Annotated in this window: 13 protein-coding genes; 5 read left to right on the forward strand and 8 right to left on the reverse strand. The window is 74.5% G+C overall.

The window, feature by feature from the left end; genetic code table 11:
• Positions 1-62: 62 nt before the first annotated feature.
• Entirely contained in the window at positions 63-926 is an 864-nt protein-coding gene (locus OO52_RS12880; protein WP_106971981.1) for a helix-turn-helix domain-containing protein, read from the forward strand.
• A gap of 130 nt (positions 927-1,056) precedes the next feature.
• Positions 1,057-1,551 carry a nitrate reductase molybdenum cofactor assembly chaperone gene (gene narJ / locus OO52_RS12885; RefSeq protein WP_030643548.1) on the forward strand — a complete coding sequence of 165 codons (495 nt, stop codon included), beginning with the start codon at positions 1,057-1,059 and terminating at the stop codon, positions 1,549-1,551.
• A 50-nt stretch (positions 1,552-1,601) separates the two neighbouring features.
• On the opposite strand, the gene OO52_RS12890 is transcribed toward narJ, so the two are convergent.
• The 5 genes from OO52_RS12890 to OO52_RS12910 form a co-directional block, all read right to left on the reverse strand.
• Positions 1,602-2,027, reverse strand: a complete 426-nt coding sequence (locus OO52_RS12890; protein WP_014676038.1) for an OsmC family protein — start codon at positions 2,025-2,027, stop codon at positions 1,602-1,604.
• 67 nt (positions 2,028-2,094) lie between these two features.
• Positions 2,095-3,828 carry a vWA domain-containing protein gene (locus OO52_RS12895; protein WP_078876815.1) on the reverse strand — a complete coding sequence of 578 codons (1,734 nt, stop codon included), beginning with the start codon at positions 3,826-3,828 and terminating at the stop codon, positions 2,095-2,097.
• A gap of 56 nt (positions 3,829-3,884) precedes the next feature.
• On the reverse strand, positions 3,885-4,946 hold the full coding sequence (locus tag OO52_RS12900; protein WP_030643553.1) for an ATP-binding protein: 1,062 nt from the start codon (positions 4,944-4,946) through the stop codon (positions 3,885-3,887).
• An 80-nt stretch (positions 4,947-5,026) separates the two neighbouring features.
• Complete coding sequence (locus OO52_RS12905; protein WP_030643557.1) at positions 5,027-7,186, reverse strand: phage holin family protein; 2,160 nt, start codon at positions 7,184-7,186, stop codon at positions 5,027-5,029.
• Positions 7,187-7,334: 148 nt separating this feature from the next.
• Complete coding sequence (locus tag OO52_RS12910; RefSeq protein WP_030643559.1) at positions 7,335-7,766, reverse strand: hypothetical protein; 432 nt, start codon at positions 7,764-7,766, stop codon at positions 7,335-7,337.
• An 84-nt stretch (positions 7,767-7,850) separates the two neighbouring features.
• On the opposite strand from OO52_RS12910, the gene OO52_RS12915 reads away from it, so the two are divergent.
• Positions 7,851-8,624 (forward strand): MBL fold metallo-hydrolase, encoded by a 774-nt coding sequence (locus tag OO52_RS12915; protein ID WP_030643561.1) that lies wholly within the window; start codon positions 7,851-7,853, stop codon positions 8,622-8,624.
• Positions 8,621-9,241, forward strand: coding sequence for a DedA family protein (locus tag OO52_RS12920; protein ID WP_030643563.1), 621 nt, complete (start codon positions 8,621-8,623; stop codon positions 9,239-9,241). Before OO52_RS12915 ends, OO52_RS12920 begins: the two co-directional genes overlap by 4 nt.
• Positions 9,242-9,267: 26 nt before the next feature.
• Here OO52_RS12920 and OO52_RS12925 read toward each other — a convergent pair whose 3' ends face one another.
• From OO52_RS12925 to OO52_RS12935, 3 genes are all read right to left on the reverse strand, one after another.
• The gene (locus OO52_RS12925) at positions 9,268-10,341 is read right to left on the reverse strand and encodes an MBL fold metallo-hydrolase (protein WP_030643565.1); all 1,074 of its coding nucleotides are present in this window, start codon (positions 10,339-10,341) and stop codon (positions 9,268-9,270) included.
• Positions 10,338-11,597 carry an aminotransferase class I/II-fold pyridoxal phosphate-dependent enzyme gene (locus OO52_RS12930; RefSeq protein ID WP_030643566.1) on the reverse strand — a complete coding sequence of 420 codons (1,260 nt, stop codon included), beginning with the start codon at positions 11,595-11,597 and terminating at the stop codon, positions 10,338-10,340. Before OO52_RS12930 ends, OO52_RS12925 begins: the two co-directional genes overlap by 4 nt.
• Positions 11,598-11,868: 271 nt before the next feature.
• Positions 11,869-12,942 carry a hypothetical protein gene (locus tag OO52_RS12935; RefSeq protein ID WP_037628933.1) on the reverse strand — a complete coding sequence of 358 codons (1,074 nt, stop codon included), beginning with the start codon at positions 12,940-12,942 and terminating at the stop codon, positions 11,869-11,871.
• Between the two features lie 392 nt (positions 12,943-13,334).
• Here OO52_RS12935 and OO52_RS12940 point away from each other — a divergent pair, with 392 nt between their 5' ends.
• Positions 13,335-15,131, forward strand: coding sequence for a thiamine pyrophosphate-requiring protein (locus tag OO52_RS12940; protein ID WP_030643570.1), 1,797 nt, complete (start codon positions 13,335-13,337; stop codon positions 15,129-15,131).
• Positions 15,132-15,218: the final 87 nt, after the last annotated feature.

A 15,218-nucleotide genomic window follows, 5' to 3' on the forward strand; every position in this document is an offset into this window, starting at 1 on the left:
GAGACGGCAACACATGACAGACTGCTCCCCGCGTGAATCGGTGCGCAGGGGAGGGCGTGGCGGTGAGTGAGCGGCGGGCTGCGCCCACCGTGGGTCAGGTGGTGCTGGGCAAGCGGTTGCAGGAGCTGCGGGAGGCCGCGGGACTCAGCCGTGAGGAGGCCGCCCGGGTCCTGCGGGTGGCGTCGGCGACCGTACGGCGGATGGAGATGGCCGAGGTCGCGTTGAAGATCCCTTACGTGCAGGTGCTGGTGACCACCTACGGGGTGCCGGAGGAGGAGGCCGACGCGTTCGTGCGGCTGGCCGAGGAGGCGAACCAGCCGGGCTGGTGGCAGCGGTTCCACGACGTGCTGCCGGACTGGTTCAGCCTGTACGTCAGTCTGGAGGGCGCCGCCCGGGTCATCCGCTCCTACGAGCCGCACTTCGTGCCCGGTCTGCTGCAGACCGAGGAGTACGCGCGCGCGGTGATGGAGGCGGGGACGATCGGGCAGACCTCGCCGGAGACGGTCGAGCGGCACGTGTCGCTGCGCATGGAGCGACAGCGGCTGCTGGAGCGGGAGGACCCGCCCCATCTGTGGGTGATCATGGACGAGACGGTGCTCAGGCGCCCGGTGAGCATGCGGCCCGAGGTGCTGCGGGACCAGTTGGACCGGCTGCTGGAGTACGCCGGGCGGGACCGGGTCACGCTGCAGATCGCCGAGTTCGCGTCGGGCCCGCACCCGGGGACGTACGCGCCGTTCACGCTGTTCCGGTTCGCCGAGCCGGAGCTGCCGGACATGGTGTTCACCGAGTACCTGACGGGCGCCCTCTATCTGGACTCGCGTCAGGAGGTGGCCGCGCACCTGGAGGTGCTGGACCACATGACGGCCCGGGCCGCGTCCGCCCAGCGCACGCTGAAGCTGCTGCGGGAGCACCGCAAGAGCCTCTGAGCCCGGTGTGACCCGTACGGGTCTGCGGACGGGTGCGTTCCCGGGGCCGCCCCTAGGTTCTGAGTAGTGCCCGAGTGGTGCGGCCCCGGCCAGGCGGGCGGGGCCGCCCCGGCGACGCGAAGGAGGCCTGATGCCCTCGGACGCGGTGCTCTACCAGGCGGCGGCCCTGTGCCTGACCTACCCGGACGACGACCTGATCGCCCGGCTGCCGCTGCTGCGCGAGGCCGCCCCACAGCTACGGGCGTTCACCGACCACGCGGCCGTCACCCCGCAGCGGGAACTGGCCGCGCACTATGTGCGGGTCTTCGACCCAGGGAACCGGCACAGCCTGTACCTGAGCCAGTGGCACGACGGCGGCACCCGGCGGCGCGGGACGGCCCTGGTCCGCTTCCAGGACGTCTACCGCCGGCACGGCCTGGAGTGCAGCGGCAACGAGCTGCCGGACTTCCTGCCGGCGGTGCTGGAGTTCACCTCGCGGACCGGCGACACCGGCCTGCTGACCGAGTACCGCGACGGCCTGGAGCGGCTGCGGACCCGGTTGACCGACTACGGCACACCGTACGCGGGCGTCCTGGACGCGGTGTGCGCCACCGTGCCGGCCCCGCCCACCGCGGCACCCCCGTGACCGGATGCCGCGCCCCGGGCGGGGGCGCGGCATCCGGGGCGGTACGGGCGTCAGGCCAGCTCGGCCGTCAGCGTGATCGTCGTACCGGTCAGGGCCTGGCTGACCGGGCAGTTCTTCTTGGCGTCCTCGGCGGCGGACCGGAAGCCGTCCGCGTCCAGTCCCGGCACCTCGCCGCGCACGGTGAGGTGGATGCCGGTGATGCCCTCGCCGGGCTGGAAGGTGACGTCGGCGTTGGTCTCCAGCCGGGTGGGCGGGGTGCCGGCGCCGGCCAGGGCGTGCGAGAGGGCCATGGAGAAGCAGCTCGAGTGGGCGGCGGCGATCAGCTCCTCGGGGCTGGTCTTGCCGTTCGCGTCCTGGGCGCGCGAGGCCCACGTGACCGGCTGCTGGCCGATGCCGGAGGAGTCGAAGGTGACGATGCCGTTGCCTTCGAGCAGGTTGCCTTCCCAGACGGTGTGCGCGGTGCGCGTGGTTGCCACGATGCTTCCTTTCGCGAGTGTCGCGGTTCCGGGGTTCCCGGATGTCCCTATCCGATCACATCCGGGCTCAGCGCACTGAGAAGACCGGCCCACGGGGCGTGAACGGCAGGTGTCTTCCCTGCGGGATCAGATAGGCGTGCTCCCTGCGCACCCGCAGCACGTCGCACCAGCCGTCGGTGATCACCAGCACCGGCGCGGCGGGCGGGAAGTCCTCGGCCCGGTGCAGCAGGTCGATGCCGGGCTGCAGGACGGTGCCGCCGCGCCCGTGCACCCGTACCCGCCCGGCGATCTCGGTGACCGGCAGATAGCCGGCGTCGTGCGGGGCGGCGTCGCAGAACACCACGCGGGCGGCCGGTACGTCCCGGGCCTCGGCGTAGGAGGCGATGGCCCCGAGCGCCTTGCCGAGCAGGGTGGTGCCCATCGAGCCGGAGGTGTCGAGGACCACCCCGAAGGTGCAGCGGGCGACCTCCTCGGGCGGGAACCAGCGGCCCGCGCGGGGGATGTCCGGGGTGGAGGCCTGGCGGCGCGCCGGGCGGGCGTAGGACCGTACGGGCTCCGGGCGGGGGACGAACTCGTCGAACCAGCGGGCCAGTCGCGCGTCCCAGGGCAGCGGCGGGTGGCTGAGGGCGCGGATCTCCTCGACCAGGCCGCCGGGCAGGAAGCCGCGCTCCTGGGTCTGGTGCAGGTCCAGGCCGCGGGTGAGCCCGCGGCGGTAGAACTCGTCGAGGTCGACGTGGTCGGCGGCCGGGCGCAGCGGGCCGCCGAGGACGTCGCCTGCGCCCTTGCCGCGCAGCGTGGCCAGGCGCCGCATCCGGCGCAGGTCGCCGGCGATGCGGTCGTAGACCTCCTCCGCGGACAGGCCGGCCAGCCGCGGGTCGTGCAGCAGCCCCTCGGGCATGGTGCCGACGCGCATCTCGACCAGCCAGCCGTTGATGACGTAGTCGCAGGCGATGTTGAACAGGTAGGGGTCGCGGGTGCCGCAGCGGTCGCCGTGGCGCAGGGCGGCATGCAGCATCTCGTGGGCGAGGACGAACCGCCACTCCTCGTCCTCGAACGTGCGCAGCGGGTTGACGTAGATCTCCCCGGCCCCGGGGTCGACGGCGGCGATCTGGATGCCGTGGGCCCGGGCGAGTTCGGCGTCGGCGACCAGGGTGATGCCGGCCGCGATGCCGCCGAGCAGCGGGTAGGAGGAGATGAACCAGCTCAGGGCCTTCTCCCAGGGGCGGCGCGGGGTCCGCTCGCCGTCGAGGCTGTCCAGGCGTCCGCCGGCCATGTCCATCGCGGCGGACACGGTCCGGGTCAGGGCGGTGGCGAACGCGAGCTGGCGGTCGGGGGCGGGTCCCCGCCAGGTGAGCCATTCGGTGAGGACCTGGTCGGGTTCGGGCCCCGCGGTGCCGCAGCGTTCGTAGGCGGGCGGCAGGCCGTGGGCGCGCCAGCGGGCGGCGAGCCGCTCCTCGTCGCCGTCGGGGTAGCTCACGGGCAGGTGCTCGGGGGTGGTGCCGACGGGGAAGCCGAGCAGGAAGCGGTTGACGACGACGCAGCGGGCGGCGAGGTCGTACCGGTCGGGCTGTTCCCGCGCGCCCGGGGCGGCCGGGAGGTGCCCGAAGCCGAGGTGCAGAGCGGCGTGTGCGAGCGCCCACGCCCAGGCGCCGGGGTCGGCGAGCCGGTCGGGGTGGGCGTGCACGGTGCCGTCGGAGTCGGTGACGACCAGGCCCTCGCGCGGGGCGAAGGCGCAGGTCTCGGTGCGGCACACGTCGAACTCCACGGCCGCGAGGGCCGGGTTGGCGCGCAGCAGCCGCATGCCCGCGGCGAACGCCTCGCCGGCCGGGTCCCGCTTCTTCTTCGGCGGGGTGCGGCTCACCGCCGCGCCTCCACCAGGCGGGGCATGTCGCGGGCGGCCTCGACCAGGAACCAGGACGGCAGGACGGGGTTGCCGTCGGCGTCCGAGGCGATGACGGTCTGGGCGACCTCCACCGAGATCTCGGCGAGCTGCACCAGCAGCGACTTGGCGCGGTAGGCGGTCTGCCGGCCGTTCGCCGACATGTGCTCCTTGCTCGCGGGCAGTTCCTTCACGAGCCGGCCGCGGAAGGACTCGGCGAGGTAGTACAGCAGGTCGCGGTCCTGGACGCGGTGCGGCCAGCGGGCGTCGCCCTTGAGGATCGCCTCGATCCCGAACCGGCTGCGCACGATCTTGACGTAGCCGCAGAAGGCGGTGGCGTGCCGGGGCGTGAGCGTGCCGTGCGCGAGGACGCTCAGGGTCGGCTCGTCGAGGTCGGCGCCGAAGGAGTGCAGGGCGTCGGAGAGCATGTGCCAGGAGCGGGGCGTGGAGAACGGCTCCTCGGTCTTGGGCGGCTTGGACCACAGGTGGTCCGGCCGGTCGGTGAGGTGGTCCGTGATCCACGGGTGGATGCCGTTGTCCGCGGCCCACGCCAGCCAGTCCTTGGCGGACACCTCCAGATGGACGTGGGTGAGCCGGTTCACGAGGGCGGAAGCCAGCGGCCGGGCCAGGGCGTTGTCGGTGGAGCGGTTCCCGGCGCCGATGACGACGGACCCCTGCGGCAGCTCGTAGTTCCCGATCCGGCGGTCGAGGATGAGGGAGTAGAACGCCTTCTGCACGTCCGGGGTGGCCGCGTTCAGCTCGTCGAGGAACAGGCAGTACGGCTCGTCCCGCGCGATCGTCTCCGGCGGGCAGAACACCGAGCGCCCGTCGCGGATCTGCGGCACGCCGATCAGGTCCTCGGGGGCGAGCTGGGTGCCGAGCAGGCTCACGCACTCCAGACCGAGCGAGGCGGCGAACTCCCGCACCAGGGAGGACTTGCCGATGCCCGGGGCGCCCCAGAGGAAGACGGGCCGGACGGTGGCGAGTCCGAGGAGGATTTCGGGGACACGGGCGGGGGTGACGGTGACGGCGGCCTGCAAAGCGCAAAGTCCTCGGGGTGTTCGAGTGGCGTGGCGACTCGGACAGTGTGCGTGTACGGCGGTGCGGGCGCAGCCGAATTTCAGGCGGCCCGCTCCTCCTCCACGTCCGGGGTGAGCGGCACCTGGGGCCCGTCCAGCTCGCTCAGCCAGCGGCGGAGCACGTGGTGGACGTGCTCGGCGCCGGTCAGTTCCTCGCCGTCCCCGGCCGGTGCGGACAGCTCGCGCGGGGAGAGCAGGAACGGGTGGGACTGGGCGCCGCCGAGCCCGCCGTGCGAGCCGATCTGTTCCTCGAAGGCGAGGACCTCGCCGTCGGCGGGGTCGTAGGCGGAGTTCACCATGATGTCGGCGGTGTGCGGGAAGGAGTGGGTGCGGCGGACGGCGTCGGCGGCGCCGGCGCCGAAGCGGGCCAGCGGGCCGGGCTCGTGGTCCAGCTCGGCCAGCGGGATCTCGGCACCGTAGGCGCCGAGGACGACGCCGCCGTGCTCCTCGCTGCGCACGAGGAGGAAGCCGATGCCGGGATGGTTGGCGAGGGTGGTGAGCAGGGCGGGGTGGCGGGCGTCGATCTCTTCCTTGGTCATGCGGTGCGGGACGTCCGGGAAGGAGATGAGGCCGAGGTTCCCGGAGGCCAGCACGATCGGCTCGGAGCGGCGGGAGGGGCGGTGCTGCTCGTCCTGCTCCTCCACCGGCCGGCGCAGGGCGGCGCGGACGGCGGCGCGGGCCTCGGCGCCGCTGCGGGTGCGCTGGGCGCGGCGCGGGACGGGCAGTCCGCAGCCGGCCCGGACCAGGTCGCCGAGGGTGAGGCCGTAACGGGCGTGGAACGTTTCGCCGGGGCTCTGTCCGTGGTCGGAGAGGACGACGATCCGGTAGGGGCGCGGGGCGTGTTCGGCGACCCGTTCGAGGAGGGCGAGGGAGCGGTCGAGGCGCTGCAGGACCTTCTCGGCGTCGCGGCCGCGCGGGCCGGAATGGTGGGCGACCTCGTCGTAGGCGACGAGGTCGGCGTAGACGGCGGTGCGGCCGGCGAGCATGTCGCCCATGACCGCGGCGACGACGACGTCGCGTTCGACGACGGTGGCGAAGGCGCGTACGAACGGGTAGAGGCCGCCCCGGCCGACGCGCGGGCGCTGTCCGCGCAGCCGGGCGCGGGTGGACTGGCCGATCTCGCGGGCCACCTCGGCGACGAACGACAGGGCGGTGCGGACGGCGTTGGCCGGGTCGCAGAAGTAGGCGAAGTACCCGGCGCGGGAACGGTTCGCCGGGCTGCGGCGGCGGGCGGCGATCGACAGCACGAGGGCCTGTTCGCCGGCGCCGCCGCTGAACAGGTTGCCCCGGCTGGCGCCGTCGACGGTGAGCAGTCCGCCGTCTCCGGTGTGGAGTATGGCGCGGCGCTGCAGCTCGGCGGCGCTGGTCGGCCGGTTGCAGACCATCACCTCGCCCCGGTCCTTCTCGTACCAGCGGAACGCCGGCACGTCGAAGGTGCTGCCGTGCAGTATGCCGAGCTGACTGGCGCCGGTCTGGCTTGACCAGTCGGTGCGCCAGGGCGTGAGGCGGTGGGTGGGCCGGACCCGGCCCGCCGCCGGCAACGCGGTGCCGGCCGCCGGCGGTGTGCGCTCGTCCGCCCAGCCGGCCCCGCTCGTCGGCCGTACGCCGTCGCCGCCGGTCAGCCAGCGGCCCACCGTCGGCATCAGCCCCTTGCGGACCGCGTCGACCAGGACGTCGTGGCCGACGCCGTCGAGCTGCACGCACAGCAGCCCGGGCGCGGTGGGGCAGGGCGGATGGGCCCGGCGGCTGCGGGTGGCGAGGCGGTGCAGGCGGCGCCGGTAGGCCTCGTCGTCGCGCACGGTGAGGGCCGCGCCGGTGGCGGAGGCGACGGCGGACATCACGGCGGCCACGATGACGGCGGTCTCGGGCGCGGCCTCACCGCGTCCGGAGGGGTTGATGCGCAGGGCGAGCAGCAGCAGGGAGCCGTTGAGGAAGAAGACCAGCAGGCCGAGGACGAGGGCGGGGACGAGTAGCAACAGGCGGACCAGGAGCGGCCAGACCACGGCCGAGAGGAGGCCGAAGGCGCCGGCACCGCAGGCGGCGGCCACGGCGATGCGGGTGGCGCTGTCACCGTCGGCGGACTGGAGCTGGAAGTCGGGCAGGACCGCGGCGAGGACCAGCATGGTGACCGTGGAGACCGCCCATACGGCGACGCTCCGCCCGACCTGACTGGCGATCCGTCGCCACCGCACCCCGCGCACGCCCCGTACACCTCACGTCCCGGCCCTCCCCCACCCTGCGGCCGGGGGGCCTCCTCTCGCTTCACCGGCCCGATCGAGCCCGGCTCCACCTTGTCACACGGGCCGCCGTCCGCCCGCGCGGGCCGTCGGGAGCGGGACGGGGACGGGTTCAGCGTCCGTCGTAGCCGGCCGTCGGCATCGACAGCCGGCGGTGCACCCGTGCCTTCATCTGCGCGTCGTACGCCGGCTCGGCCCGCCCCACCGTCTCCACGCGCACGCCCCGGCGCGCGCACTCGGCGGTGAACTCCTCCACCGACGACAGGGCCCGGCGCAGCACCCGGAGGCTGGGCGCGACGAACACGTCCACCCCGGGCCGCACCCCGTCCCAGAGCGCGCAGTGGTCGAAACGCAGTCCGCCGACGAGAAGTTCCCGGGCGACCACGTAGCCGCGCTCGGCGGCCCAGCGGGCGCACATCGCGTGCTGGCTGCGCGAGTCCACCAGGAAGGGGTCGGCCTCCAGCTCCTCCAGGGGTGTGAGGCTGGCGATGGCGGTGACCCGCACGGTCGTGAGCGCTCCGAAGGCACCCCGCGGCTGTCCCATGGCGTCCCCCTCACCTCCGGGTTTCGCCGCCGACCCTACTCCTGCCCGTAGGCTTCGGGGAGTCGCGTGAAGGAGGCGAAGAAGGTGCCGGTGGAGATCACCTGGTGGGGTCACGCCACCTGTGCGCTGGAGGATGCGAACGTACGCCTGCTGACCGACCCCCTGTTCGCCCGCCGGCTGGCACATCTGCGACGCCGCCGGGGTGCCGTGCCGCCCCCCGACGCGCGCCGAGCGGACGTGGCGCTGGTCTCCCACCTGCACGCCGACCATCTGCACCTGCCGTCGCTGGCCTGCCTCGACCCGGGCACGCGCCTGCTCGTGCCCCGGGGCGCACCACGGGCGGTACCCGGTCTGCGCCGGCTGCGACAGCTACGGATCACCGAGGTGGTCCCCGGGGACGAGGTGCGGATAGGCGAGTTGCTGGTGCGTGTGGTTCCGGCGCTGCACGACGGGCGGCGGCTGCCGGTGGGCCCGCACCGCTCGCCCGCGCTGGGCTACGTCATCGAGGGCGAGGCGCGCACGTACTTCGCCGGGGACACCGGGCTGTTCGACGACATGGCCGAGCGGGTGGGGCCGGTGGACGTGGCGCTGCTGCCGGTGGGCGGCTGGGGGCCGTATCTCGGGGAGGGGCATCTGGACGCGGGGCGCGCGGCGCGGGCGCTCGCCCGGCTGGCGCCGCGGGTGGCGGTGCCGGTGCACTACGGGACGTACTGGCCGATCGGCATGGACGCGGTGCGCCCGCACGAGTTCCACGCGCCGGGCGACGAGTTCGTGCGGCTGGCGGCGGTGGCCGCGCCGCGGGTGGCGGTGCACAGGCTGGGGCACGGGGAGAGTGTGCGGCTGGAGGTCGCGCGGTGACGTGGCTCGCCGACGCGTCGCGGGCCGTGACGCCCGAGTCCACGCAGCAGGTGGTGGGCTATCCGTCGTTGTTCCTGCTCGTGCTGATCGGGGCGCTGGTGCCGGTCGTGCCGACGGGCGCGCTGGTGAGTTCGGCGGCGGTGGTGGCGTTCCACCGGACGGCGCCGTACTCGCTGGCGCTGGTGTTCGGGACGGCGTCGCTGGCCGCGTTCCTCGGGGACGCGGCGCTGTACTGGCTGGGGCGGCGCGGCATGCGGTCCAAGAACGGATCGCGGTGGCTGGAGGCGATCCGGTCGCGGGCGCCGGAGGACCGGCTCGCGCAGGCGCGGGGGAAGCTGGCCGAGCACGGGGTGGCGGTGCTGGTGCTGTCCCGGCTGGTGCCGGCCGGGCGGATACCGGTGATGCTGGCCTGTCTGATGGCGGAGTGGCCGCTGCGGCGGTTCGCGCGGGGGAACCTGCCCGCGTGTCTCGCCTGGGCGGCCACGTATCAGGTGATCGGGATCCTGGGGGGTTCGTTGTTCGACGAGCCGTGGGAGGGGGTCGTGGTGGCGGTGGTGCTGACCGTCGTCATCAGCGCGGCGCCCGGTGTGTGGCGGCGGGTCCGCGCCGCCGGGTGACGGACCGTCGCGGGCTGGGGCGCCCCTCACGCGACGCTTCGGTCCAGCACCTTTGAGGCTCCCACCGGGAGGTCCCACAGGTCCTCGCGGTCCAGCCCCGCCTTCTCCCAGGCCACCCGGGCCCTGTCGAGCGGTTCCATGACCGGTTCCGCCGAGAGGATGAACGTGGCCCAGTGCATGGGGGCCATGCGGCGGGCGCCGAGGTCGAGGGTGGCCTGGACCGCTTCCTCGGGGTCGCAGTGGACGTCGCTGAGCCACCAGCGGGGGTCGTAGGCGCCGATGGGCATCAGGGCGAGGTCGATGCCGGGGTAGCGGCGGCCGATGCGGGAGAACCAGTGGCCGTAACCGGTGTCGCCGGCGAAGTAGAGGCGCTGTCCGTCGGAGTCGGTGAGGACCCAGCCGCCCCACAGGCTGTGGCAGGTGTCGGTGAGGGTGCGCTTGGACCAGTGGTGGGCGGGGACGAAGTCGAAGCGGACCCCGGAGAGTTCGGCGCCCTCCCACCAGTCGAGTTCGGTGACGCGGGTGAACCGGCGGCGGCGGAACCAGCGGCCGAGACCGGCGGGCGCGAACACCGGGGTGTCGCGCGGGAGTCGGCGCAGGGTGGGGGCGTCCAGGTGGTCGTAGTGGTTGTGGCTGATGACGACGGCGTCGACGCGGGGCAGGCTCTCCCAGGGCACGCCCACGGGGGTGATGCGGGCCGGGGTGCCGAGGATGCGGCGGGACCAGACGGGGTCGGTGAGGACGGTCAGGCCGCCGATGCGGACGATCCAGCTCGCGTGTCCCGCCCAGGTGACGGCGAGGGTGCGGGTGTCGACGCGGGGCAGCGGGGCCGGCGCGTAGGGCAGGCGGGGGATGTCGGCGAGGCCTTCGGGGCCGGGGCGCACGGCGCCTTCGCGGGCGAAGCGGGCGAGGCCCTTCAGGCCGGGCAGCGGGGCGGTGAGCCGGTCGTGGAACGTGCGGGGCCAGGCCCGGTGTTCGCCCAGCGGGCGGGGCTCGGCCAGGGGCGGGAAAGGGGGCGCGAGGGAGGCCGGCGTGCCGGGTTCGCCGGCTGCCGTGGTCGTCGTCGTGGCCGGGCCGGGCTCATGCGTCTGCTGCGTCATCGAGGAGGCTCCCATCGCTGAGCGTCGTCGCGGAGATCGTCGAAGGCCGACCTCAAGGAGATCAACGCGCGTTGCACGTGTGGCAGTTCCAATGGTTCTGGTGACGTGAGGCATTCCGTGCGTTCCTCGTCCGTGGCGCCCAGCAGGGGCCCGGTGGCGAGCCGGACGCGCAGCGCTCCGAGGTCGTCGCCGAAGCGGTGGCCGCCGGGCGCGGGCATGCCGAGCCGTGCGGTGAGGAGGTCCTCCAGTTCCTGTGCGTCGCCGACGCCTTGGGCGGCGAGCGGTTCGCGCAGCGGGCCGAGATCGACGTACAGGTGCCGGCCGGCCTGCGGGGGCCGGGCGAGCGCGCCGGCGGCGACGACGGCGGCGTGCGCGGCGGCGGCCACGCGCGCGTGCAACCGTACGGTGGCCTCTCGGCGTTCGATGACGGGCGGGGGTTCGTCCAGGGCGTAGCCGGCGGCCGCGGCGACCGGTGTGGGGAGACGGGCGCCGAGCGCGGTGAGGATGTCGAGCACGCGCGCGTGGAGGTGCCGTCCGCCGTCGGTGGCCGGGAAGCGGGCGATGGCGGCGGGCCAGCCGGGGGGCAGCAGGGCGCCGGCCAGGTCGGTGACCACGGTGACCTGGTCGGGCCACATCTCGGCGGGGCTGAGCAGGACGGTGTCGTGCGGGGCGTGCAGGGTGTCCCGCCAGGTCTCGTCGCTGACCACGTGCAGGCCCTCGCCAGTGGCGGCCTCGACGGTCTCGTGCAGCAGTTCGGGCGGGGTGACGGTGGCGGTGGGGTCGTCGGCGACGGACAGCACCAGCAGACGGGGGTCGCCGCCCTCGGCGCGGACCCGGCGGACGGTCTCCAGCAGGGCGTACGGGTCGGGGACGCCGCCGCCCTCGGCCGGCGTGGGCACATGGAAGGCGGGCCGGCCGAGGATGCGGGCGTACGGGGCCCACCAGGCGGCGCAGGGCCGGGGTACGAGGACGTCCGCGCCGTCGCCGGCGAGCGCGGCGGTCAGGGCGAGCAGCAGGGCGGGGGCGCCGGGTCCGGCGGCCACCTGGTCGGGGACGCAGGGCAGGCCGCGCCGGGTCCAGTAGCCGCAGGCCGCCTCCAGCAGGGCGGGGGACCCGCCGACGGGATGGGCGTCGGCGCGGCTCGCGGCGGCGGAGAGTACGGCGGAGAGTTCGGGGAGCACGGGGAGGCCGTCGCCGGGGAGCAGCGGGCCGTAGCGGACGGGGCCGTGACCTTCTTCGGGGTCCGTCCGCCGCATGTCCGCCTCCGCGCAGTCCGTGGTGCCGTCGTGCCGCCCGATCCGGGCCGTGCTGTCCTCGTGGGCTGCTGTGCCGTCCGCGCGTGCCGTGGGGGTCTGTGACCTGTCGGGGCCGGCGTCCGTCTCGTCGTCCGTGCCGTGTCGTGTGCGTCCTGTGGTGTCTCGGGCCGGCTGTGCGGCGGGCGGTTCCGGTGGGGTCCCTGGGCGGTGCCCTCGGAAGGGGTGTACCCGCCGGACGGCTCTCCATGGGCGGTGGCCGGAGTTGCCCGGATCACATCGCCGCGGGTTCGCCTCCGCGGAACCGCCGGTGGCCGAACAGCCGGTAGACGGCGCCCGCGCAGGCGGCGGCGATGAGGGCGGCGCCGGCGGCCAGTGCGGGGACCGAGTCGCCGAAGGTGCCGCCCCGGCCGGCGTCCACGCCGTGCTGGACGCCGGCCGGCGTGCACGCGTCGGAGCCGTGGGACTCGCGGCAGCTGCCGTCCGAGCAGGTCGCCTCCCGCGACTGCGCGCACCAGTCGTCGTCATGACCGCAGGAGCCCGCCCCGGCGCCGCCCCCGGCCCCAGCGCACTCCCGCCCGGAACCGTCCTGCCCGGCGGAGTCCTTGCTGGTGCCGTCCCGCCCGCCGGAGTCCTTCCCCGTGCTGTCCCGACCGGCGGAGTCCTTGCCGGTGTTCTGTCGTCCGGCACTGTCCTGCCCGACGCCCTCCCGCCCGGCTCCCGTCCCGCCCCCGTCCTTGCCGGCACCGTCCGGTCCGGTCGCCTGTCCGGGTCCCACCTCCCCGGCGTCGAGTCCACCCGCACCGTCCTGGCCGAGGCCGTCCTGGCCGAGGCCGTCCCACGCCGTACCCGGCCCGGTCCCGGCGCCCGGGTCCCCGATGCCGTCCAGTCCGGGCACGGCCCCCGCGTCCTCCCGCCCGGCGTTCTGCGGGCTGTCCGGACCACACGGTGTGCCGTCCACGCAGACCGGGTACGGCGCCGTGGGGGCCTCGCCGCTCCGCGTGACGGGGTGGCCGCCGGTCAGGGGCTTGCCCGGGGTCTCGGAGGCGGACGGGCAGGGGCCGTCGACGGTCCGGCCGGCGGCGGGGACGGCGCCCCGGGGGGCGCTCCCGGCCTCGTCACCGGCGATGGTGCGGGCGGTGACCCGGCTGGGGTGCGGGGTGCCGTCGGGCAAGGCCGGTGAGGTGGCGGCGAGCGCGACCGGTGCCGGTCCGCCGACGGGGTCGCAGGACGCGGCGGCGGGACGGGTGGTGCCGGAGGCGGGGGCCGCGACGGCGGTGGGGCCGGTGAGGGCGAGCACGGCACCGGCGGCGAGGGCGGCGGACAGGGCGCGGGCGGTGCGGCGCATGGGAGGGGCTCCTCGACAGCGGACGGCGGATGGCGGATGGCGGCGGGAAACGGCCGGGCGTCGGCACGCGGTACGGCGTGCACCGGCGTACCGGTCGCGCGCGGTGCGGCCGTCGTACAGGGCGTCGGCGACACCGTGCGGTGCCCGGGTGACGGGGGCACGGGTCGTGCCCTCGCTGCCATGACAGCCCGCGGGCCGCCGTACCGCGCGCGGCCGGAGCCCATTAGCGGGACACGCGGGGCCGGCCGGGTGACAGTCCGGCCGGCGGCACGCACGAGGCGCCCCGGAACCCGCCCCCGCACCCGCCCCCGGAGGTTTTCCGTCCCCCGCGCAGGTGACTCGGTAAGCGCTGACCGGATCGTCCGCTTCGCACTGCACCGGGAGGTCTCTCCATGAGCACCAAGGTCTCGGACCACATCCTCGAGCGCCTGCGCGCTTGGGGGGTGGAACAGGTTTTCGGCTACCCGGGCGACGGCATCAACGGGCTGCTCGCCGCCTGGGGCCGCGCCGAGGACCAGCCGCGGTTCATCCAGTCCCGGCACGAGGAGATGTCCGCGTTCGAGGCGGTCGGGTACGCGAAGTTCAGCGGCCGGATCGGGGTCTGCGCGGCGACCTCGGGGCCGGGGGCCATCCATCTGCTCAACGGCCTGTACGACGCGAAACTGGACCATGTGCCGGTGCTGGCGATCGTCGGGCAGACCAACCGGACGGCGATGGGCGGTTCGTACCAGCAGGAGGTCGACCTGCACACGCTGTTCAAGGACGTCGCCTCGGAGTTCGTCGAGACGGTGACCGTGCCGGAGCAGTTGCCGAACGTGCTGGACCGGGCCATCCGGACGGCGTACGCCCGGCGCTGCCCGACCGCGCTGATCATCCCGGGCGATGTGCAGGAGCTGGACTACTCGCCGCCGACGCACCAGTTCAAGATGGTGCCCTCCAGCCTGGGGATGAGCGACTACACGGCGACCCCGACGGACGAGGCGCTGCGCCGGGCGGCGGACGTCCTGAACGCGGGCGACAAGGTGGCCATCCTGATCGGACAGGGTGCCGCGGGCGCGGAAGCGGAGGTCCGGGAGGTCGCCGAGCTGCTCGGCGCAGGGGTGGCGAAGGCACTGCTCGGCAAGGACGTGCTGAGCGACGAGCTGCCGTACGTCACCGGGCCGATCGGGCTGCTGGGCAGCCGGGCGTCGTACGAGATGATGCGAGACTGCGACACGCTGCTGACGATCGGCTCGTCCTTCCCGTACACGCAGTTCATGCCGGACTTCGGCAAGGCCCGCGGAGTGCAGATCGACATCGACCCGCACATGATCGGCATGCGCTATCCGTACGAGGTGAACCTGGTCGGTGACGCCCAGGCCACGCTGCGGCGGCTGATCCCGCTGCTGAAGGCGGAGGGCCGCGGGCGCGAGTGGTACGACACGGTGTGCGCGAACGTGAAGCGCTGGCACGAGACGATGGAGCGGCGGGCCGGGCTGTCGGCCGATCCGATCAACCCGGAGCACGTGGCCCGCGCGCTGGACCCCCTGCTGCCGGACAACGCGATCCTCACCTCGGACTCGGGGTCGGTCGCCAACTGGTACGCGCGGCACATCACGATGCGGCCGGGCATGCGCGGTTCGCTGTCCGGGACGCTGGCGACGATGGGCCCGGGCGTGCCGTACGCGATCGGCGCGAAGTTCGCGCACCCTGACCGGCCGGTGTTCGCCCTGGTCGGGGACGGGGCGATGCAGATGAACGGCCTGGCGGAGATGATCACGGCGGCGAAGTACCAGGACCGCTGGTCGGATCCGCGGCTCGTGGTGGCCGTGTGGAACAACCAGGACCTGAACCAGGTGACGTGGGAGATGCGGGCCATGGAGGGCGCCCCGTCGTTCCTGCCGTCGCAGTCGATCCCCGATGTGCAGTACGCGGCCTTCGCCCGGTCGCTCGGTCTGACCGGGATCCGGGTGGAGAAGCCGGAGGACGTGGAGGCGGGCTGGCGGGCCGCCCTGGAGGCGGACGGACCGGCGGTGATCGAGTTCCTCACCGACCCCGCCGTACCGCCGATCCCGCCGCACGCCAGCTGGGAGCAGATGGAGGCCACGGCCGCGTCGATCCTCAAGGGCGACGCCGACCGGGGCTCGATGGTCAAGCAGGGGCTGAAGGCGAAGGTGCAGGAGTTCCTGCCGGGCCGGCAGAAGCACTAGGCCGAGCGGTGGCCGCGCGGCGCCGACCCCGTGTCGGACGTGCGGTACCGGGTACGCGGTGCGGACCTTCGACCCTCTGGAGGGAGA

Origin of the sequence: Streptomyces flaveolus, from assembly GCF_000716535.1 — a bacterium.
GTDB lineage: Bacteria > Actinomycetota > Actinomycetes > Streptomycetales > Streptomycetaceae > Streptomyces > Streptomyces flaveolus_A.

What these genes read in the sequence shown, in the direction of transcription:
- OO52_RS12930 (WP_030643566.1), bottom strand. Translation starts at nt 11,597, where the DNA reads ATGCGGCGGACGGACCCCGAAGAAGGTCACGGCCCCGTCCGCTACGGC.
- OO52_RS12935 (WP_037628933.1), bottom strand. Translation starts at nt 12,942, where the DNA reads ATGCGCCGCACCGCCCGCGCCCTGTCCGCCGCCCTCGCCGCCGGTGCC.
- OO52_RS12910 (WP_030643559.1), bottom strand. Translation starts at nt 7,766, where the DNA reads ATGGGACAGCCGCGGGGTGCCTTCGGAGCGCTCACGACCGTGCGGGTC.
- narJ (WP_030643548.1), top strand. Translation starts at nt 1,057, where the DNA reads ATGCCCTCGGACGCGGTGCTCTACCAGGCGGCGGCCCTGTGCCTGACC.
- OO52_RS12925 (WP_030643565.1), bottom strand. Translation starts at nt 10,341, where the DNA reads ATGACGCAGCAGACGCATGAGCCCGGCCCGGCCACGACGACGACCACG.
- OO52_RS12940 (WP_030643570.1), top strand. Translation starts at nt 13,335, where the DNA reads ATGAGCACCAAGGTCTCGGACCACATCCTCGAGCGCCTGCGCGCTTGG.
- OO52_RS12895 (WP_078876815.1), bottom strand. Translation starts at nt 3,828, where the DNA reads ATGCGGCTGCTGCGCGCCAACCCGGCCCTCGCGGCCGTGGAGTTCGAC.